This window comes from Rhizobium oryziradicis, assembly GCF_001939045.1.
Lineage (GTDB): Bacteria > Pseudomonadota > Alphaproteobacteria > Rhizobiales > Rhizobiaceae > Allorhizobium > Allorhizobium oryziradicis.
Map to the genome: position 1 here is coordinate 261,013 of NZ_MKIM01000022.1, position 19,738 is coordinate 280,750.

Here is a 19,738-nt window from a genome sequence, read left to right on the forward strand (position 1 = left end):
GCCGCACTATGGTTGTTTCCAGGTAAGCGACACAATCCGATCGGCTGCGGATTTTTCCACGGCCTGGTGCGAGGCCATCAAAATTGCAGCGTCTGGCAACATGGCGCGAATGCCCAGCAAAACGGCCTGCGCCGTGGCGTGATCGAGGCCTTCAGTCGGCTCATCCAGCAAAAGCAGACGGGGATTGCGCAGCAACACGCGGGCAAGCACCAAGCGCCGCTGCTCTCCTCCTGACAGACCAGAACCGCCTTCGCCCAGCGTGCTATCAAGTCCGCCGCGATCGATAATAACATTGGCAAGCTGCACCGCCGTGAGCACCTTCCACGCTTGCGCTTCATCAAGATTTGGCTGCGAAAGGCGCAAGGCATCCATCACCGTGCCGCTCATCAGCGCACTTCGCTGTGGCAACAGTGTTGCAACAGAAAACAGCTGCGCCTCAGACAGGGCAAAAACATCTTGACCGGCGATATGGATATGGCCTGCCTGCGGCGTGAGCTGTCCGAGAGCCAGCAGCAGCACCGTGCTCTTTCCAACGCCACTTGGTCCCGTGAGAGCCACCGTTTCGCCGGCATGAAGGGTGAGAGAAAAATCGTTTAAAATCGAGCGGCCAAACTGATCGTAACGCACGCCCGAAAACGCCAAAACCGGTTGATCTGCATTGCCCGCAAATGCCGGTTTGGCTGCTTGCTCGGCCAGCGTTTCGCCTTGATGCATCTGCGCATCAACCCGCCGTGCGGCATCTTTCATACGGCCAAGCTCAGTAAGACCGCGATGAACCGGCGCAATGACTTCAGTGAGAGCAAGGGCTGTGAAAAAGCCGAACGCCGCCATGGGCGCATCTATCAAACCCCGCTGGGCAAGGGTGATGCCGAAATAAAGACTGGCAGACGCCGCCACCGTGCCGGCACCGCTTAAGCAAAGACCCGCAAGCCGCTCAAACCGGTCAATCTTGCCTTGCGCGTGCTGCAATCGGTCTTGCGCATCCAAAACCTTGCGGCTGTGGCTTGCCAGCGCGCCCGCCACCATCAATTCGGGCCGCGCACGCAGCACTTCAATATAGCGCTCACGCAGCGCCTGAAGCGCTTTTTGCGCCAGGCGCGACGGTTGGCTGGTGTTTTTCAGCACCAGCGTGGCGGCAAGTGTTAGCCCCAACAGATAGCTAACAGCCTGAATAGAAGCAACCAAACCACTCTCAAGCCACCACACCAACACAATAAAGCCTGAGAGCACCACAACCATTGACGTCAGCGGAATGATCAGCCGCAAGGCCAGCCCATCCAGCGCATCAACATCCAGTGTCAGATGGTTCAGCCGTTCCGATCCGCGCAAAGCTGCCAGCGCCCGAAGCGGAGCCTTGGTCATGGCCGCCAGCAACTGGCCGCGCAAGGCCGCAAGCCCTTTCAGCGTCGCATCATGGCTCAGCACTCGTTCGCCATAGCGCGTCACGGCTCGGCCCAACGCCAAGGCACGAATGCCAGCGCTTGGCCCAAACACGTTAAAGGCAATGCCAATACCCATCAGCCCGGCCATGCCTGTTGCGGTGATAAACCAGCCAGACAGGCCCAACAGGGCCGTGCCTGCGAACAGCACCAGCACAGACAAGAAAGTGCCGAGCAACAAAGACCCAAGATGCGCACGCCAAATGCGCAAAAACAGACGGAAAAGACGGATCATGCCACCTGCTCCAAGGGCTGAACCGCACAAAGCTTGATCTCGCGCCCCAATTGCGCCACCAGCCGCGCATCATGGGTGGCAACAATCAATGTTTTGCCGCGCCGCGCCAAGGCCAGTAGGCTTTCTGTCACGCGCTTGGCATTCTCACTGTCCAGATCGGCCGTTGGTTCGTCGGCCAACACCACATCGGCATCAGTATAAAGGGCACGGGCCAACATCACGCGGCGCGCTTCACCACCAGAAAGCCCACTGCCGGTTTCACCAAGGCGGGTGAGTTCGCCACGCGGCAGCGTGACTACGAGGCCATCCAGCCCAACTGCCGCCATCGCGGCAGCCCAGCGCTTCTGATCAAACGCTTGCCCTTCTGTGACATTGGCGCGCAGGCTTGCATTGTGAAAATGCGGATTTTGCGAGACCCATGCAAGGCGCGTTCTCCAAGCATCAGCCGTTTCATCATCGAGCGCAACTCCGGCAACGCTGATGACACCAGCACTTGGCTGCACCAACCCGGCAAGCAGTGCCAGCAATGTGCTTTTGCCCACCCCACTGGGGCCGGTAATGGCTACCGTTTCGCCAGCACGAATATGGCAATTGGCATAGGCAATCACCCCACCATCAGGCCGCTGATGGCAAAGGCCGTGGGTTTTGATAGAAATGGCATTGCTGAGAGCAAGGGCTGCGTCACCCGATCCTAGCATGAAGCTTTTGGGTTTTGCCTCCAGCTCCGCCAACTCTTCTGCCACCCCAAGAGCGCTGGCGCGGTCATGCCATGCGGATGCCAGATCGCGCAGCGGAGCAAAAAAATCAGGAGCCAAAAGAAGCAGAAAAATGCCGCCGCCAATGGAAAGCGGCGTGCCATAAGTGCCAAAATTCAGCTCACCCAAAAGGGTAAAACCAACGTAGACCGCGACCATGGCAATGCCAATGGCGGAAAACAGCTCCAGCACGGTGGAGGACAAAAAAGCAATGCGCAGCACGGCCATGGTGCGCTGGCGCAAAGCATCGGCTGTGTCAAAAAACTGGTTGACCATGACCTCACGACCATCCAGCAATTTGATATCAACCAAGGCATTCAGGCGCTCAAGCAACAAAGCGTTCAGCGAGCCGGTTTCCTTGAGATGTTTCAGGCTGGCATCACGTGCCGCATAACCAATCAAGGCCATGAACACGGGAATCAAAGGCCCGGCAATGATAAAAATCAGCACCGCCACCCAGGAATACCATGCTGCAATCGCCAAAATAACAAATGGAACTGTGCGGGTTTTGAACGACGCAATATGGTAGCGCGACAGATAGGGCAAAAGCATATCGAGCTTATTGGCGATCAGCTGCGCACCCAATGCCGATGAAAACCCGTAACCGGACCAGGGCGAAATCCGGCTTTCGCGCTCAAGCAAGATCTTGCGCTCCTCGGCAATGACCTTTTGGGCCGCAACAAAAGCAACGCGCCCGCCCAAAGAATCAAGACCATGACGCAAAAAGCCAAGCCCGAGATAGATCAAAGCCGCAAGCCCGGTTGCAAGAAAAGAGGCTGATTGACTTGCAAGCGCGCCAAGACTGACACCGACAATCATGCTTTGCGCAACTGCAAGCACACTTGCGCAAAAAGCCAGCAGACCAGCGTGCCGAAGCTGCTTAGCGACACGTTTCTCGATCGATTTCAATCTCTCGGAACCGGGGTCAAGGATGTTTTTCTTGCTCAAAGTCACGGCCAAACCTGAAAATACGTGGATTTACAGTGCCTTTTTAACGGCTGCGGCCTTTCGGAACATGACATAGATCAATTTTGGCAGAGCAAAGCCACATTAGGCCGATTGTGAGCGCATACGTGAAAACCCTCATGGCCGGGTTGCGGCCATGAGGGTTGGCGTTTTGGCGTTAAGCCACGCGCTTCAGCGCGTCGCCGAGGATGGAGACGATATCGCTGATCTGAGACTTTTCGATAATCAGCGGTGGCGAAAGAGCGATGATGTCGCCGGTCACGCGGATCAGCAGGCCTTTTTCAAAGCAATCGACAAAAACGTCATAGGCGCGCTTGCCCACTTCGCCGTTGCGGGTGCTGAGTTCAATACCGGCAATCAGGCCAATGGTGCGAATATCGATGATGTGGGGAACGCCCTTCAGCGAATGGATCGCATCATGCCAGGCATCCTGCACGTCAGCTGCGCGGGTCAGCAAGGATTCGTCGCGGTAAATATCCAGCGTGGCAATACCGGCCGCACAGGCTGTCGGATGGCCGGAATAGGTATAGCCGTGGAACAGCTCGATCTGCCCGTCAGGACCATGCATCAAGGCATCATGCACTTTACGCGCCGCAAACACCGCACCCATGGGGATGGAGCCATTGGTGATGCCCTTGGCCGTGGTGATCAGGTCTGGGGTAATGTTGAAATAATTGGCGGCAAATGGGCTGCCGAGACGGCCAAAGCCGGTGATGACTTCATCGAAAATCAACAGGATGCCGTGCTTGCTGCAAATGGCGAGCAGGCGCTCCAGATAGCCTTTTGGTGGAGGCAAAACACCGGTGGAGCCTGCCACAGGCTCAACAATGCAGGCCGCAATGGTTTCAGCACCATGCAGCGCTACCATGCGTTCCAGATCATCCGCCAATTCCATACCATATTCCGGCTGGCCCTTGACGTAGGCATTGCGCTCCAGATCAAACGTATGGCGCAAATGATCCGCCGGGATCTGCGGGAACACGCGACGATTGTTGACCAGACCGCCAACCGAAATGCCGCCGAAACCCACGCCGTGATAGCCGCGTTCGCGACCAATCAGACGGGTGCGGGTGCCCTGACCAATCGAGCGCTGGTAAGCAATGGCAATCTTCAGCGCCGTATCGACCGATTCAGAGCCAGAGCCCGTGAAGAAAATGCGATCGAGCTTGTTCTCGCCGTCACCGGGGGCAATCTCGGCCAAACGCTCAGCAAATTCAAAGGCAATCGGATGGCCCATCTGGAAGGTTGGGGCAAAATCCAGCGTCATCAGCTGCTTTTCAACGGCAGACGAAATCTGGCGGCGACCGTGGCCCGCGTTGACACACCAAAGACCTGCGGTGCCATCGAGCACGGTGCGACCGTCAACAGACGTGTAATGCATGCCCTCGGCACTGGCGAGCATGCGCGGTGCGGCTTTGAACTGGCGATTGGCGGTAAATGGCATCCAGAAGCTGTCGAGGCCCGGCGCATTCGGTTTGGCATGATCGGTCATGGGAATCTCCTTGTCTGCGGCTATCACCGCCATGATTTTATTTTCTGAACAAGTCCTTTTCTTGATATTCTTAATCCATTGAAATTTAAGAACTGGTGTGTCTATGTTTGCGATATTTCGAACAACAGAAACGGATGCGCCATGACAGTCGATATTGGCAACAGGTTGCGTTACTTACGCATACGCAACAACCTGTCCCAAAGGCAGTTGGCAAAGCGGGTTGGCGTGACCAATTCGACCATTTCGCTGATCGAGTCCAATGCATCCAATCCGTCCGTGGGGGCCTTGAAGCGCATTCTCGATGGCATCCCGATTGGCCTTGCCGAGTTTTTCGCCTTTGAGCCAGACAAGCCCAACAAAGCCTTCTATCGGGCTGACGAGCTGACCGAAATCGGCAAGGGTGGCCTGTCCTATCGGCAGATCGGCGACAATCTGTTTGGCCGCAGCCTGCAAATCTTGAAGGAATGCTATCAGCCGGGGGCCGATACCGGCAAGGTTCTTCTCACCCACGAAGGTGAGGAAGGCGGCATTGTGCTATCCGGTCGGCTGGAAGTGACGGTGGATGACGAGCGCCGCATCCTCGGCCCCGGCGACGCCTATTATTTTGAAAGCCGACGGCCCCACCGTTTTCGCTGTGTGGGCCCCGTGCCCTGTGAAGTGATCAGCGCCTGCACGCCACCGAGTTTTTAAAATCAAACACCCGTCATTTTTCGCGAGGCTCGTGCGTTGACATCAGCGCCGACTCTGCCGTATTCAAGTGTGATTAATCGTTTAATCAAAGCGCCCTGCCATGTCCGCCACGCCAAACCCGAAGCAGACGCCCAATCTTGGCGATATTGCCCGCGCCCTTGGCGTGTCTGTGGCCACGGTGTCCAATGCGCTTTCCGGCAAGGGTCGGGTCTCGGCAAGCCTTGTGCCGCGCATTCGCGAAATGGCCGAGACCATGGGCTATGTGCCCAGCCAGGCGGCGCGGGCTTTGCGCACCGGCAAAAGCGGCGTGCTTGGTCTGGTGCTGCCCGATATTGCCAGTCCGCTGTTTCCGCAAATTGCCCAAGCCATTGAGCGGGCCGCAAGTGCGAGCGGTTACGGCATCTTGATTGCCGACTCCCGTGGCGATGTCAGTTTGCAAACGGAAGCCATCAACCGGTTGATTGAACGCGGCGTTGATGGGTTGATCATCGTACCAAGGCGCGGAACCCGCATTGCGTCGATGGATATTCCCTTTGCGGTGATTGATAGTCCTTCAACGCCGGGCAATACCGTATCAGCCGATCACTGGCAGGGTGGTGGGCTTGTGGGTGCGCATCTTGCAGCACTTGGCCATCGAAAAATCCTGCTGATTGGCAATAACCCCGCATCCAACGTACAGAATGACCGCATTGGCGGCATTCGTGCATCACTTGCAGGAGCTGCCTCGATTGAGGTTCTCTGGATCGAGCAACACGAGGCCCAGCATGGCATAGGTGCCCTTTTGGGACTTGCCGAGGCATTTACGCGGGGCACCACCGCTTTTGCCGCCGTGTCCGATCTCCACGCACTGCGGGCCATGACAGAACTGCATCGGGCCAATATTCGTGTGCCCGAAGAGGCCACCATCATTGGCTTTGACGATCTGTTTTGGGCGTCCGCCATTACGCCTGCCATGACCACAGTGCGCATGGACATGCCCCGCATTGCCGATATTGCCATCGCCTCGCTTATCCGCACCATTGATGGCAAATCCGGTGACGACATTGGCGAAAATGCCCGCATTCCCATGTCGCTGATTGTCCGCCAGACCTGCGGCCCCGCACCATCCATCATCAGCCCATCACCATAAAAGAGGAACAGGAACATGCTGAAAACAGCTTTGAGTGCATCCGTCTTGGCTCTGCTAGCAAGCACGGCGCAAGCCGAGGAAAAGACCCTGACAATTTCGGTCTATGCCTTTGCCCAAGACGAGTTCAAGGACATTGTTTACACCCCGTTTGAGCAAAAATGCGGCTGCAAGCTGGTGGTGGAAACCGGCAACAGCGTTGAGCGCCTGGCAAAGATGGAAACCAACAAGGCAAGCCCGGTGGTGGATATGGCCGTTGTTTCCATGGCCGATGCCTTGCAGGCCAGCCGCGCTGGCTTGATTGACAAGATCGACACCTCGAAGCTGTCAAACTTCAACAAGCTTTATGACATTGCCAAAGACCCCAATGGTGATGGCATGAGTGTTGGCTATACCTTTTACGCCACCTCCATTGTCTATCGTACGGACAAGATGAAGATCAATTCCTGGGCCGATCTGCTCAAGCCGGAATATGCATCGCATGTGGCCTTTCCAAACATCACCACCAATCAGGGACCGCCAGCGCTCTACATGCTGGGCAAGGCCTTGGGCAAGGATAGCCCGGACCTGAAGGCTGCCATTGCCGCCCTTGGTGAAAAGAAAGACGACATCGTCACTTTCTACGTCAAATCCTCGCAGCTGGTGCAATTGATGCAGCAAGAAGAAATTTGGGCCGCCCCGATTGGCCGTTTCTCCTGGGCTCCCTTTACCAAGCTGGATTTGCCGCTGGGCTGGGCCACGCCCAAGGAAGGCCAGACCGGCGGCATGAATGTGATGGTGCTGACCAAAGGCTCAAAACATCAGGATCTCGCCCTGCAATTCATGGATTTCTGGCTCTCCACCGAGGTGCAGACCAAACTGGCCGAAAAGCTGGTGGATAGCCCCGCCAACAAGGAGGTGAAGGTCTCTGATGCGGTGGCCAACAACATCACCTATGGCGAAGACACCGCCAAAAGCCTGAAGCTCATTCCATCAAGCGTCGCTCTCGACAACAGAGATGCCTGGTTGAAGGAATGGAACGCCAAGGTTGGGCAATAAGAGCTTAAACGCTGCGCGTTTTTTGATGTGTCATGACACTCGAAAAGACCCCCTCCCCATTGTGGGGAGGGGCTTCACAACGCCTCAAAAGCCCGTGCCCTGTATGATGATCAGAAGGACCACCCATGTTTCAAAACCGCACTGAAGCTCTGATGCTGGCCCTGCCCGCCGCCCTTTTTGCAGGTCTTGTTTTTCTGGTTCCGGTCATTCTTCTTTTGTCGGAAAGCTTCCAAACTGGCACCGGCTGGAGTCTCGCGGCCTACACCAGCTTCTTTTCCGAAACCCTGAACCGCACGGTTTTCTGGCGCACACTGAAGCTGGGATTGGAGGTAACCGCCGTTGCTGCCATTCTTGGCTATGCCGCAGCTTACGCCATTGTATCGATGCCGGCGGGCTCCAAAGGCCGAATGATTGGTCTGGTGATGCTGCCGATGATGATCTCGCCGGTGGCGCGCACCTATGCATGGATTGTGATTTTGGGCCGTACTGGCATTATTAATCAAGCCCTTCAAGGGCTTGGCATTCTCGACAGTCCAGCCCGCATTCTATTCACGGAAACCGCTGTGTTCATTGGCCTGTTGCAGCTGTTTTTGCCGCTGATGATTATTTCGCTGATCAGTGCTTTGGAAAACCTGCCAAAGGATGTTGTGCCTGCCGCTCGCGTGCTGGGGGCCAATTGGTTTCAAATCTTCTGGAAGGTGATTTTGCCGCTGACCAAGGAAGGTTTGGTGATTGGCGGCACACTAGTGTTCACCGGCTCACTCACCGCCTATATCACCCCTGCCATTTTGGGTGGCTCAAAAGTGCTGATGCTGGAAACCCTGCTCTATCAGCGCGTCACCGTTGCCAATGATTTCGTCTCGGCCAGTGTCATCGCCCTTGTGCTGGTGGCCATGAGCTTTGCCGCCAACCTGCTGCTCAAACGCATCGCAACAGCAAAGGCCCACGCATGAGACAGTTGCGCTTTTCGCTCACCCCATCGAGCCTGATTTTATGGCTGGTGATTGCCTTTTTGATCGGCCCTTTTCTGATCATTGTTGCCGCCTCGTTCTCGGCGGGTGATACGCTGGCCTTTCCGCCACAAGGCCTGTCACTCAAGTGGATATTCAAGGTCTTCACCGTGGAAAGCTTTCGCCAAAGCTTTGTCACCTCAATGATCCTGGCGATTGGCGGCACGCTGGTGGCGCTGATGCTGGGTGTTCCCGCCTCTTACGCCATGTCGCGTTACCGCCTGCCATTTGCGGAAACCGTACGCACCATTGTCTCGGCACCGGTGATTGTGCCGGGCATCATCGTCGGTCTTGCGCTGTTGCGCTATTTTGTCGTGCCGATTGGCATGCCAATCACGCTGGCGCTGTTTTTGGCCCACACGGCTTTGGTCTTGCCCTATGCGGTGCGGGTGGTGTCGGCAAGCCTTGGCAATCTGCGCTCTGATATGGAAGAAGCGGCGGTGCTTTTGGGCTGCTCCCGCCTTGGTGCCTTCTTTCGTGTGGTGCTGCCCAATATTCGCGGCGGCATTCTCTCGGCCTTCATTCTCGGTTTTGTCACCAGTTTCAATCAGGTGCCGGTGTCACTGTTTTTGTCTGGTCCAGGGGTGAGAACCCTTCCCGTTGATATGCTGGGCTATATGGAAATCGTGTTTGATCCTTCCATTGCCGCCTTGTCCTCCCTGCTTGCCTTTCTCTCCATGGGCATAGTCCTTCTTGCCGAACGCTTCCTTGGATTTTCCCGCTATGTCTGATGCAACCGCCCTTTCTCTCGAAAAACTGACGCTGCGCTACGGCAACACCACAGCCGTTGAAAGCCTTGACCTCACCATTGGCAAGGGCGAGCTGGTGGCCCTGCTTGGCCCATCCGGCTGCGGCAAAACCACAACCATGCGGGCAATCGCCGGCCTTTTGGCTCCAAGCGGAGGCACCATCCGCCTCGATGGCGTTGATATTACCCGCGTTGCTACCAACAAGCGGCACATTGGCCTGATGTTCCAATCCTATGCGCTGTTTCCGCATCTGACCGTGTTCGACAATGTTGCCTTTGGCCTCAAGCTCAAGGGCATCAAGGGTGCAGATCTGCGCAATCGGGTGGAGAGCGGGCTTAAATCTGTGGGTCTGATGGATTATGCGGCGCGCAAACCGCCAGAGCTGTCCGGCGGCCAACAACAGCGGGTGGCGCTGGCCCGCTCCATGGTGATGGAGCCAAAAGTGCTGTTGCTGGATGAGCCTTTGTCCAACCTTGATGCCCGCCTGCGGCTTGATATGCGCACCGAACTCCAGCGTGTGCAAAAAGAAACCGGCGTCACCATGATTTTCGTCACCCATGACCAAGCCGAAGCCTTGGCGCTTGCCGACCGCATCGTGGTGATGCGCAAAGGTGCCATTGAGCAGATTGGCACACCGGAAGAGATTTACAACGCACCTGTTTCACATTTCGTTGCCGATTTCGTCGGTTTTGAAAACATCTATTCCATTCGCGATGGAAGGTTGCATTCAGACACTGCAACGCTGCCGATTGATGGCCCCTTGCCCGATGCGGCAGGGCTTGCCTTTCGCCCCCGCGCCGTTGTGCTCGGTCAGGGCAATTTGCGCGGCACGGTGCGCGGCGTCTCCTTTGCGGGCGGCACCCGCGAATATGTGTTGGAAACCGCATTTGGCACGGTGAAGGCTGAGGCCGATGCGGCTTTGCCCGCCTATCGTCTGGGCGAGGAGCTGGTGTTTGATCTGCCAATCCAAAATGCCGCTATCTTATCGCGCCAATAGAGGGGCAGACCATGGGTGTTTGGATTGATACTGACATGGGCTTTGATGACATTGCCGCCATTTTGGCGGTGATGCATCACGGCACAACAATTGATGGTATCTCGCTGTGCTTTGGCAATGCGCCCCTAGCACAGGTGCGTCGCAATGCTGCGGGAGCTGCAAAAGCATTTGGCTGGACATGCCCCATCCATACGGGCCGCGAAAAGCCGGTGCTGGCAAAGCTTGAGACAGCAACCGCAATTTTGGGTGAAACCGGCATTCCAACCATGGGGCTGAGCCTGCCAGAGGCTGCTGACTTGCCACAAAGCAATGCTTTTAACGCCCTATGTGATTGGCTGAGCCGAGATGATGAGACAAAGCGTATTTTGGCGCTCGGACCTTTAAGCAATATTGCCGCCCTTGCGCTGGCGCGGCCCGATCTGGCCGCAAAAATTGATGAGCTGGTCTGGATGGGCGGTGGGCTGACCCGTGGCAATCACACCGCATCGGCGGAGTTTAACGCGCTGGCCGATGCGGAAGCATTGGCAATTGCGCTTGCCCATAATCTTCCTTTTAAAATGGTCGATCTCGATTTTTGTCGCAAAATCACCGCCAGCATGGAGGATGCTGCCCCCATCCGCGCAGCAATGGGCAAAAATGCAGCCCTTTTGGCTGATCTCACCGCAGGTTTTATCAACATCGCCGTCTCGCGTGGCCGCGACCAAATGGCGCTTTATGATCCGGCAGCCGCTGTTGCGTTTCTCCGTCCCGATCTTGTCACTTTTGAACCCGCGTTTATCGGGGTCGAACTTTCCGGCACCCTGACACGTGGGCGAACCGTGGTGGAAACACGTGCGAGCCACGCCGCATTCAACGCCGCTTATGCTGCGGACTGCAATGCAAACGCCATCCGTTGCATCATTTTGGATGCCCTGAAAACCGAGGCGGCAAAGCCATGACCCATCCTGAGCCCTTCGATCTTGCCGATCCCGCCTTGCGGCTTCGCGCTACAGCGGCAGCCAGAGGTGCTGCTGCCTTTGATCAATTGATCGTCAATGGCATAGTGGTGGATATGGTCACCGGCGAGCAGCGCGCCGCCGATATTGGCCTTGTTGGGCCACTGATTGCCTCCGTGCATCAGCCGGGGTCACGTACCGATGCCATAGACATCCTTGACGCGAAGGGCGGTTTTATCAGCCCCGGCCTTATCGACACGCATATGCATGTGGAAAGCTCGATGATAACGCCTGCCACCTATGCGGGAGCCGTGGTGGCGCGCGGCGTGACCACCGTGGTCTGGGACCCGCATGAGTTTGGCAATGTGCATGGTGTGCCAGGTGTCGATTGGGCCATTGCTGCCACCCGCGATCTTCCTTTACGCTTCATTGTGCTGGCCCCATCTTGTGTGCCATCGGCACCGGGCTTGGAGCAAGCGGGGGCGGATTTTGATGCCACCATTATCCGTGATCTTCTCAAGCGGCCAGAGATGGGCGGCATTGCCGAGGTGATGAACATGCGTGGCGTGATTGAAGGTGATGTGCGCATGAGCGCCATTGTCCACGCTGGTCTTGCATCCGGCAAGCCGGTCTGCGGCCATGCCCGCAGCCTCACCGGCTCTGACCTTATGGCCTTTATGACCGCCGGTGTCAGCTCAGACCATGAGCTGGTATCTAGCGATGACCTGATGGAAAAACTGCGGGCTGGCCTCTCCATCGAGCTTCGCGGCTCCCACGACCATCTTTTGCCGGAGTTTGTAGCCGCCCTCAACCACTTGGGCCATTTGCCGCAAACCGTCATACTCTGCACAGACGATGTCTTTCCCGATGATCTCAACAACGCGGGCGGGTTGGATGATGTGGTGCGGCGCTTAACCCGATACGGCCTGAAAGCCGAATGGGCCTTGCAGGCAGCAACCCTCAATGCCGCGCGGCGTCTTGGCCGCGATGATCTTGGCCTGATTGCCGCAGGCCGCCGCGCCGATCTGGTGATTTTTGACAATCTGGTGGATTTTCAAGCGCAATATGTGTTGGTCAGTGGAGCAACAGTGGCGAAATATGGAAAACTTGACCAAAGCTCCAGACAGATTTCTGCAGGTTCCTTTACCGATTCAATGAAAATTACCTCCCTCGCGCCAGAGGATTTTCGTGTTCGCTCCGAAGGCGAGCGTGTGCGGGTGGCAACCATTGACCGTCCCCGTTTTACCCGCTGGGGCGAGGCAGAGACGGACGTGATCAACGGCTTCGTTATCCCCCCGGAGGGGGCCACTTTGATCGCGGTTGCCCACCGGCATGGGCTTTCCAGCAGCGCGCCCAAAGTGGGATATTTGCGCGAATGGGGCACCTGGAATGGCGCATTTGCCACCACCGTTTCCCATGACAGCCATAACCTCACTGTTTTTGGCGGTAATGAAGAGGATATGGCGGTGGCTGCCAATGCCGTGATTGCGGCGGGTGGCGGCATGGCATCTGCCTCTGGCGGTGTGGTGCAGGTGCTTTTGCCCTTGCCGATTTCCGGTCTGGTGTCTGAAGCGCCGTTGGCCGAGGTGGCCGATGGCTTTGCCGCCCTTCGCGCCAGCATGGATAACATTGTTGATTGGCAGCCGCCCTATCTGATTTTCAAGGCCTGCTTTGGCGCAACGCTTGCCTGCAATGCGGGACCGCACCAAACCGATCTTGGCATTGCCGATGTGCTCACTGGGACGGTGCTGGCATCGCCAGTTCTTGACATCATAGAATAGGATCGCCCGATGACAGATGACATCGCCTTTCTCACCGCCCTTCGCCAAGATCTGCACGCCCACCCCGAACTGGGGTTTGAAGAGGAGCGCACGGCGGGCATTGTCGCAAAGCTGCTCGAAGAGGCTAGCCTTTCCGTACATCGCGGCTTGGGCGGCACAGGCGTGGTCGGCACCCTGAAAGTGGGCACCGGGACACGCACAATTGGCCTTCGCGCCGATATGGACGCGCTGGCGATGCCGGAAATGGCCGATCGCCCCTATAAATCAAAATATGAGGGCAAAATGCATGCCTGTGGCCATGATGGCCACACGACCTTGCTGATCGGGGCAGCTCGCAAGCTTGCCAAAGCACGCAATTTTTCCGGCACGGTGCATTTCATCTTTCAGCCCGCCGAAGAAGGGCGTGGTGGCGCAAAGCGCATGGTGGAGGATGGCCTGTTTCGGCTTTTTCCCTGCGATGCCGTCTATGGGCTGCACAATATGCCCGGCCTTGATACCGATGAAATGGCGGTGGTGGAAGGCCCGCAACTGGCCTCGTCCGATAGCTGGCGCGTCACCTTTCGCGGCACCGGCACCCATGGCGCAAAACCGCATCTGGGCCGCGATCCCATCACTGCCATGGGCACGTTTCTCTCTGCTCTGCAAACCATTGTTGGCCGGGTGGTTGATCCGCTTCAGCCCGCCGTGGTCAGCGCCTGCTCGGTGCAGGCAGGTGATCCCAAGGCATTGAATGTCATTCCCGATATGGTCGAGATTGGCGGCACGGCGCGCGCCTATAGCGCGGAGGTTCGCAACCAGCTGGAAGAAGAAGTTGGCCGCCTTGCCCATGGCACGGCCAGCATGTTTGGCATAGCGGCAGATTATCACTTCATTCGCCGCATTCCGCCGGTGATCAACCATCAAGGCACCACCGCCCGCGCACTCAAGGCGGCAAAAGACGTGTTTGGCGATAAAGTCCTAACCACATTTCCGCCCTCAACGGCTGGGGATGATTTTGCGTTTTTCGCAGGTGAAGTCCCCGGCTGTTATGTCTGGCTGGGCAATGGCCCGGCGGTCGATGGCGCGCTGCATCACAACACCGCCTATGATTTCAACGATGATGCGATTAAATCCGGCGTTCGTTTCTGGACACGATTGGTCGAGCGCGAATTGCCAACAGGATCAGAGGATCACAATGCAACCCCATGATTTTTGGCAGATCTTGCACCCACCCGGCAGTTTTGCATGTGACGTTGCCCATGAGCGCTTTTTCCCCGCGACATTGACGGATGGGCGGCAAGTGCAACTGCCAATCCGCCCGCTGTCCGATGGCCGCCACGCTCTGGCCTCGCTGATTATCAATCAGGCCAGTTTTGCGGTTGTTGATGCCTTGGCGGAGGGTTTGGCAACACGACTGCGCGCTTACGCGCCAGATGTGGTGATTGGCCTGCCAACGCTGGGCCTCACACTGGCCTCAGAAGTGGCCAAAAAGCTCGGCCATGGCCGCTATGTGCCGCTCGGCACTTCGCGCAAGTTCTGGTATGAGGACGCCCTCTCCGTGCCTCTGTCATCGATCACCACCCCGGATCAGATCAAACGGCTCTATATCGATCCGCGCATGCTGCCCATGATTGAAAGCGCGCGCGTCGCCTTGATTGACGATGTTATCTCCAGCGGCACCTCCATCAAGGCCGCTCTCACACTGCTGCAATCGCGCGGCATAACCCCCGTGGTGATTGGAGCCGCCATGCTGCAATCAGATCGCTGGAAACCTTCGCTTGAAGCCTTCGCGCCGGGCCTGCCAGAGATTGTTGAAGGCTGCTTTGCAACCCCTATGCTGGAGCGACACCCGGATGGATTTAAGCCGGTGAGCATAGCGGAATAGCTACGCCCACCAGATAGTTGTTATTGGCAGGTAAAGCTATCGGCCGACTTTGGATCGGAACCCGTATAGCGCGCCACCTGTGGATAGGGGCAAAGCTTGCGCTTCACATCGCCAAGGGTTTCCTGACCGTCCTTGTTACCTGCCGTGACGCCTGCAACAATGGCTTCCGGTGCCTGACCCTTTTCAACCCAATCGACCAGAGCCGCAAACATATCAAAATCATCGGTCGATGGACCCCCTGCACCATGCGGCATACCGGGCACTTCATAGAAGCGGGCGAAGTTTTTGGCCTTGCCGCCGTTGTTGGCATCCAGCTTTTTGTACCAGGCAATCGTATCCACCACTGAGAACACGGGGTCGCTGTTGCCGTGGAACACAATCATCTTCCCACCCGCATCGCGAAAAGCGGAGAGATCAGGATTGTCTGCGCCGGGCGGCACCATGAAGTCATAGGAGGATTCGGGATAGTCCGCTGTTTTATCAAAGATTTTCGGTGCGTCCGTATCGAAGTTGAAATGCAGCAGGAAATTCTCAACCTCATCTACGCTGCCACCGATTTTCACCGGCGGTGTCATGAATACATAGGCCAGAGACGGCCCGCCCAACGCCACAATGCGAGGCATGGCGAGGGTGCCATCGGCTGCTTTTCCGCCGTCCAGCTTCCATGCGCGCCAATTGCTGGATGCCATGCCAGTGTCCCATATCCAAGAACTATAGAGCTGCTCGCCTTTGCTGTTGTGCGGCCCCTTTTCCATGGTGGAGAGCGCCTTGATCTGGGCTGCACTCAGGCAATCATCCGCTTGTCCGGACTTGCATTCCAATTTAGCAATATCAAATTTTTGCTGGCAGGCCACACTGTCGGCCACAAAGCCATCTTTCAGCCCATCCAGCGCGTCGCAGCTGGCCAGAATTCCTTTTTTCAAGACATTCATGGCGGCTGGCGTAAAAGCGGTGCGAATATCGCCGGTGATCGGCTTCATCGCCTGCACATCCCATGCATGTTGAATGGCCGCCTTTGGCAGATGATAACCGGGATAACCAACCAAAAGCCCATTAAACGCACCGGGCATGCGCGAAGCCTCAACAAGTGCATGGCGACCGCCGTTTGAGCTGCCAATACCATAGCGAAACCGCACAGGCTTGCCATAATAGGTCTCAACAATTTTCAAAGCCGCAGGATTCAAGGTCTCAATGGCGCTGTAACCATAATCACGCCGTGCTTGCGGGTCCAATCCAAAGAGCGTTCCCGTGGCAAGCCCCGCATCCTTATCGGCCATTGCATCATGACCGGAATCGCTGGAGACAACAGCAAAACCGCGTCCAAGCGCCGTTTGCGTGCGATCACCCCCCATAACCTGCCCCAGAGCCGGCACGACAAAACCGTCGCTGCCACCATTGAACTGATGCACAAAATCACCGTTCCATTCATCGGGCAAACGCACCTCGAAGGAAATGGCGTATGGTTTTCCATCGACACCCGTATGAGCCCCAATCTGGCCGCGCAGAACACAATGATTGATGGGCGATTTGTCTCTTTTGTCGATTATATCACCAAGAGAGACGGTTTTGGTTGATTCAATTTTGAGGCCCGGAATATCAAATGCGGTGCGGCCCAACTCAACACAGGCCATTTTGCCCGCCGCCATGGCAGTTGTGCCGGAACCCATGATGGCAGCGGCGACAATGAGATTGCCGAGATGAAATGCAGTCAGTGGTTTCATACTCCGGGTCCTCCTCACCCAAATCCCTCACGTTCATCGTGAATGTCGATTGCTCGTTCTCCCGACGAGCAATCTTCAATTTCACACTAAAGAACGATTTGGATTAGTATGCAACACTTATTAACTGCACCCTTCAAAGACCAAAGGCATCCTTGAACTGGTACCACCACGACCCAATCGTAGAATATTGTGCCCTGAACATGCGACCACCGGGGAAGGGAATCCACGGCAATTTGGCAAATTGATCGAACCGGCTGGAATCCGCACCGCTGATCACTTCACTCAGGATCTTGCCAAACAGATGCGATCCGGTTACGCCATGGCCGCTATAACCATGAGCAAAATAGGTGTTTTTGCCAATGCGGCCCATCTGCGGCACTCGCGAGAAGGACAGGGCAAAATTGCCGTTCCAGGCATAGTCAATCTTCACGCCCTTCATTTGCGGAAACACTTTTTCCAGATTGGGTCGCAATTTGGCCCGCACATCGGCCGCATCTGTGCCGCCATAGACTGTGCCGCCGCCAAAAATCAGGCGATTGTCAGCAGACAGGCGGAAATAATCCAGAATATAGCGCACATCTTCAACGCACATATCGCTTGGAATTAGCGCTCTGGCCCGCTCCTCGCCCAAAGGCTCGGTGGCCATCATCTGGGTGGAAACCGGCATGACGCGCGACACCAGTTTGGGCACCACATGGCCTAGATAGGCATTGCCGCACAGCACAACGGTATTGGCAATCACCCGGCCCTTGGCCGTGATGATAGACGGCTTTTCCGCCTCATGATTGACCCTGACCGCCGGTGATTGCTCATAAATCACGCCGCCCAGACTTTCAAATGCAGCCGCCTCGCCAAGAGCAAGATTGAGCGGATGCAGATGTCCACCTGTGGTGTCCAGCATGCCGCCAACATAGGCGTCGGTGTTGACCAGTTTTCGGATCATCTCTTTGTCGAGCAGTTGATGATCGTCCATGCCGTGGGATTTCCACAGCGCTTTTTTATGCTCCAGTTCTTTCATATGCGCAGCCGTGTAGGCGGCATAGACATTGCCGGGCTTCAAGTCGCACTGAATATCATACTGGCTGACAAGGCGGCGGATGGTCTTGCCGCCTTCCTGAATGAGGCTGCCCACAAACGCCCCGGCCTCCTTGCCGTAGCGTCGCGTGATGGTATCGAGGCTGGCGTTCAGACCGTTGACCACTTGCCCGCCGTTGCGGCCCGATGCGCCCCAACCAATGTTGGCTCCTTCAACGATGACGACCTTATAGCCCTTTTCAGCCAGGTGAATGGCCGTGGAAAGGCCGGAATAGCCAGCGCCAAGCACCGCCACGTCCGCAACAACCTCGCCTTCCAACACCTTCGGGTTTCGCACGATATTGCGCGAGGCCGCATAATAACTGTCGGGATAGGTGCCGTTTCCAGCATAGGATGTTTTTTGTGCGCTCATCATACAATTTCCAGATAGGCACCGAATTCAAAATCGGTCACTTGTTCAGCAAAACCAGCAATTTCCTGACGTTTGCAGGCAATCAACATGGCGCGAAGCTCCGCGTCGAAAATTTCCGGCACAATCGAGCCATTTTCAAAGGCGGTCACCGCAGCACCCCATTCACTTGGAATGCTCGCGCCCTTGCCCTGATAGGCGCGGCCCGAGGTTGGCTCGGCGGGCATCCATTTGTTGCGAATGCCCACCAGCGCCGCACCCAAAATTGCGGCCATCACCAGATAAGGATTAGCATCCGCGCCCGCCACGCGATGTTCAATACGCCGGGCCGAGCTTTTGCCGCCGGGAATACGGATGGCAGCGGTGCGGTTTTCATAGCCCCAGGAAATTCTGGTCGGCGCATGGGTATCGGGTCGCAGACGGCGGTACGAGTTGAAATGCGGCGCAAACAGCAGCGTGGTTTCTTCCATGCCGCGCAAAAGACCTGCAACAGCATGCTTCATCACGTCAGAGCCTTCAGCGGTGCCATCGTCAAAGATATTGTTGCCATCGGCATCAATAATGCTGAAATGCATATGCATGCCGCTGCCAGAGCGCCCGCCATAAGGCTTGGCCATAAAGGTGGCTGCCAGCCTGTGCTTGCGGGCAACGCCCTTGACGATGCGCTTCAAAAACAGGGCATCATCGGCTGCTTTCAGCGGATCGCTGGAATGGATCAGATTGATTTCAAACTGGCCGATGCCGTTTTCGGCAACCGCGGAATCAGCAGGCACGTTCTGGCGTTTGCATTCGGCATAAACGTCTGAGAAAAACTCACCAAAATCATCAAGCTCATCGATAGAAAGGATCGCGTCCGAGTCCAATCGCTTGCCGGTATAGGGCGAAATCGGCGGCTCGGCATGGTCTGGCTCAGGATCGACGAGATAAAACTCCATCTCGGAAGCCACCACCGGCTTCAAGCCCAGCTCATGATATTGCCGCACAATCGAGGCCAGCGCCTGCCGGGGATCGGCCAGAAAGGGCGTGCCATCTTCCTTCACCAACCACAGCGGCACAACGGCGCTGGGCTTCAGCGTCCAGCCCACCGGCAAGGCACCGCGCCCGGTGGATGCACAGATGCCGTCAATATCACCATTGGCAAACACATGGGAGCTACCGACAATATCCTCGCCCCAGATATCAACGCCCACGATGGACAGCGGCATGCGAATGCCCCCGCTGAGAACCTTCTCGATCTGATTAACCGGCACGCGCTTACCGCGCAAAATACCGTTCAAATCACAGACAACGGCCTGCACACTATCAATTGCAGACACATCAATGGCACTGCCGATCGCCTCGATATTCGAAGGCATGGGAAACTCCTGTCAAATGAATATCACAAAAGAAAATTTGTGATCACATTGATCGACTATGGCTTCTATTCATGAAGCCGTCAAGTTGCTAGAGTGCGCTTGGGAAAAGTGGTACCCGACTTTTCCGCATAGACACACAAA

16 protein-coding genes are annotated in these 19,738 nt (G+C 56.5%); 10 read left to right on the forward strand and 6 right to left on the reverse strand.

The window, feature by feature from the left end; translation table 11 throughout:
• Positions 1-6 precede the first annotated feature (6 nt).
• The 3 genes from BJF95_RS04980 to aptA form a co-directional block, all read right to left on the reverse strand.
• Complete coding sequence (locus tag BJF95_RS04980; protein ID WP_075638350.1) at positions 7-1,674, reverse strand: amino acid ABC transporter ATP-binding/permease protein; 1,668 nt, start codon at positions 1,672-1,674, stop codon at positions 7-9.
• Positions 1,671-3,377, reverse strand: coding sequence for a thiol reductant ABC exporter subunit CydD (gene cydD / locus BJF95_RS04985; protein ID WP_175577199.1), 1,707 nt, complete (start codon positions 3,375-3,377; stop codon positions 1,671-1,673). The genes BJF95_RS04980 and cydD overlap by 4 nt, the downstream gene beginning before the upstream one ends.
• 175 nt (positions 3,378-3,552) lie before the next feature.
• Positions 3,553-4,887, reverse strand: coding sequence for an omega-aminotransferase AptA (gene aptA / locus BJF95_RS04990; RefSeq protein ID WP_075638402.1), 1,335 nt, complete (start codon positions 4,885-4,887; stop codon positions 3,553-3,555).
• 141 nt (positions 4,888-5,028) lie between these two features.
• Here aptA and BJF95_RS04995 point away from each other — a divergent pair, with 141 nt between their 5' ends.
• The 10 genes from BJF95_RS04995 to BJF95_RS05040 all read left to right on the forward strand — a co-directional run bounded on the left by BJF95_RS04995 (position 5,029) and on the right by BJF95_RS05040 (position 15,077).
• On the forward strand, positions 5,029-5,577 hold the full coding sequence (locus tag BJF95_RS04995) for a cupin domain-containing protein (protein ID WP_075638351.1): 549 nt from the start codon (positions 5,029-5,031) through the stop codon (positions 5,575-5,577).
• 100 nt (positions 5,578-5,677) lie between these two features.
• On the forward strand, positions 5,678-6,706 hold the full coding sequence (locus tag BJF95_RS05000) for a LacI family DNA-binding transcriptional regulator (protein WP_075638352.1): 1,029 nt from the start codon (positions 5,678-5,680) through the stop codon (positions 6,704-6,706).
• A gap of 18 nt (positions 6,707-6,724) precedes the next feature.
• Positions 6,725-7,741 (forward strand): ABC transporter substrate-binding protein, encoded by a 1,017-nt coding sequence (locus BJF95_RS05005; RefSeq protein WP_075638403.1) that lies wholly within the window; start codon positions 6,725-6,727, stop codon positions 7,739-7,741.
• 125 nt (positions 7,742-7,866) lie between these two features.
• The gene (locus tag BJF95_RS05010; protein ID WP_075638353.1) at positions 7,867-8,694 is read left to right on the forward strand and encodes an ABC transporter permease; all 828 of its coding nucleotides are present in this window, start codon (positions 7,867-7,869) and stop codon (positions 8,692-8,694) included.
• Positions 8,691-9,482, forward strand: a complete 792-nt coding sequence (locus BJF95_RS05015) for an ABC transporter permease (protein ID WP_075638354.1) — start codon at positions 8,691-8,693, stop codon at positions 9,480-9,482. The genes BJF95_RS05010 and BJF95_RS05015 overlap by 4 nt, the downstream gene beginning before the upstream one ends.
• On the forward strand, positions 9,475-10,497 hold the full coding sequence (locus BJF95_RS05020; protein ID WP_075638355.1) for an ABC transporter ATP-binding protein: 1,023 nt from the start codon (positions 9,475-9,477) through the stop codon (positions 10,495-10,497). Before BJF95_RS05015 ends, BJF95_RS05020 begins: the two co-directional genes overlap by 8 nt.
• Positions 10,498-10,508: 11 nt before the next feature.
• Positions 10,509-11,435 carry a nucleoside hydrolase gene (locus BJF95_RS05025; RefSeq protein WP_075638356.1) on the forward strand — a complete coding sequence of 309 codons (927 nt, stop codon included), beginning with the start codon at positions 10,509-10,511 and terminating at the stop codon, positions 11,433-11,435.
• Entirely contained in the window at positions 11,432-13,213 is a 1,782-nt protein-coding gene (locus BJF95_RS05030; RefSeq protein ID WP_075638357.1) for an adenine deaminase, read from the forward strand. Before BJF95_RS05025 ends, BJF95_RS05030 begins: the two co-directional genes overlap by 4 nt.
• Before the next feature lie 9 nt (positions 13,214-13,222).
• The gene (locus BJF95_RS05035; RefSeq protein ID WP_075638358.1) at positions 13,223-14,401 is read left to right on the forward strand and encodes a M20 aminoacylase family protein; all 1,179 of its coding nucleotides are present in this window, start codon (positions 13,223-13,225) and stop codon (positions 14,399-14,401) included.
• On the forward strand, positions 14,388-15,077 hold the full coding sequence (locus BJF95_RS05040) for a phosphoribosyltransferase (protein ID WP_075638359.1): 690 nt from the start codon (positions 14,388-14,390) through the stop codon (positions 15,075-15,077). Before BJF95_RS05035 ends, BJF95_RS05040 begins: the two co-directional genes overlap by 14 nt.
• Before the next feature lie 20 nt (positions 15,078-15,097).
• Here BJF95_RS05040 and BJF95_RS05045 read toward each other — a convergent pair whose 3' ends face one another.
• From BJF95_RS05045 to BJF95_RS05055, 3 genes are all read right to left on the reverse strand, one after another.
• Positions 15,098-16,798, reverse strand: a complete 1,701-nt coding sequence (locus tag BJF95_RS05045; protein WP_210187722.1) for a tannase/feruloyl esterase family alpha/beta hydrolase — start codon at positions 16,796-16,798, stop codon at positions 15,098-15,100.
• A 133-nt stretch (positions 16,799-16,931) separates the two neighbouring features.
• The gene (locus BJF95_RS05050; protein ID WP_425348674.1) at positions 16,932-18,245 is read right to left on the reverse strand and encodes an NAD(P)/FAD-dependent oxidoreductase; all 1,314 of its coding nucleotides are present in this window, start codon (positions 18,243-18,245) and stop codon (positions 16,932-16,934) included.
• Positions 18,245-19,597: a glutamine synthetase family protein gene (locus BJF95_RS05055; RefSeq protein WP_075638361.1), complete on the reverse strand. Its 1,353-nt coding sequence runs from the start codon at positions 19,595-19,597 to the stop codon at positions 18,245-18,247. The genes BJF95_RS05050 and BJF95_RS05055 overlap by 1 nt, the downstream gene beginning before the upstream one ends.
• Positions 19,598-19,738: the final 141 nt, after the last annotated feature.

Coding starts and splice junctions, on each gene's coding strand:
- BJF95_RS04980 (WP_075638350.1), bottom strand. CDS start 1,674: ATGATCCGTCTTTTCCGTCTGTTTTTGCGCATTTGGCGTGCGCATCTT.
- aptA (WP_075638402.1), bottom strand. CDS start 4,887: ATGACCGATCATGCCAAACCGAATGCGCCGGGCCTCGACAGCTTCTGG.
- BJF95_RS04995 (WP_075638351.1), top strand. CDS start 5,029: ATGACAGTCGATATTGGCAACAGGTTGCGTTACTTACGCATACGCAAC.
- BJF95_RS05000 (WP_075638352.1), top strand. CDS start 5,678: ATGTCCGCCACGCCAAACCCGAAGCAGACGCCCAATCTTGGCGATATT.
- BJF95_RS05010 (WP_075638353.1), top strand. CDS start 7,867: ATGTTTCAAAACCGCACTGAAGCTCTGATGCTGGCCCTGCCCGCCGCC.
- BJF95_RS05015 (WP_075638354.1), top strand. CDS start 8,691: ATGAGACAGTTGCGCTTTTCGCTCACCCCATCGAGCCTGATTTTATGG.
- BJF95_RS05020 (WP_075638355.1), top strand. CDS start 9,475: ATGTCTGATGCAACCGCCCTTTCTCTCGAAAAACTGACGCTGCGCTAC.
- BJF95_RS05025 (WP_075638356.1), top strand. CDS start 10,509: ATGGGTGTTTGGATTGATACTGACATGGGCTTTGATGACATTGCCGCC.
- BJF95_RS05030 (WP_075638357.1), top strand. CDS start 11,432: ATGACCCATCCTGAGCCCTTCGATCTTGCCGATCCCGCCTTGCGGCTT.
- BJF95_RS05035 (WP_075638358.1), top strand. CDS start 13,223: ATGACAGATGACATCGCCTTTCTCACCGCCCTTCGCCAAGATCTGCAC.
- BJF95_RS05040 (WP_075638359.1), top strand. CDS start 14,388: ATGCAACCCCATGATTTTTGGCAGATCTTGCACCCACCCGGCAGTTTT.
- BJF95_RS05045 (WP_210187722.1), bottom strand. CDS start 16,798: ATGAAACCACTGACTGCATTTCATCTCGGCAATCTCATTGTCGCCGCT.
- BJF95_RS05050 (WP_425348674.1), bottom strand. CDS start 18,245: ATGAGCGCACAAAAAACATCCTATGCTGGAAACGGCACCTATCCCGAC.
- BJF95_RS05055 (WP_075638361.1), bottom strand. CDS start 19,597: ATGCCTTCGAATATCGAGGCGATCGGCAGTGCCATTGATGTGTCTGCA.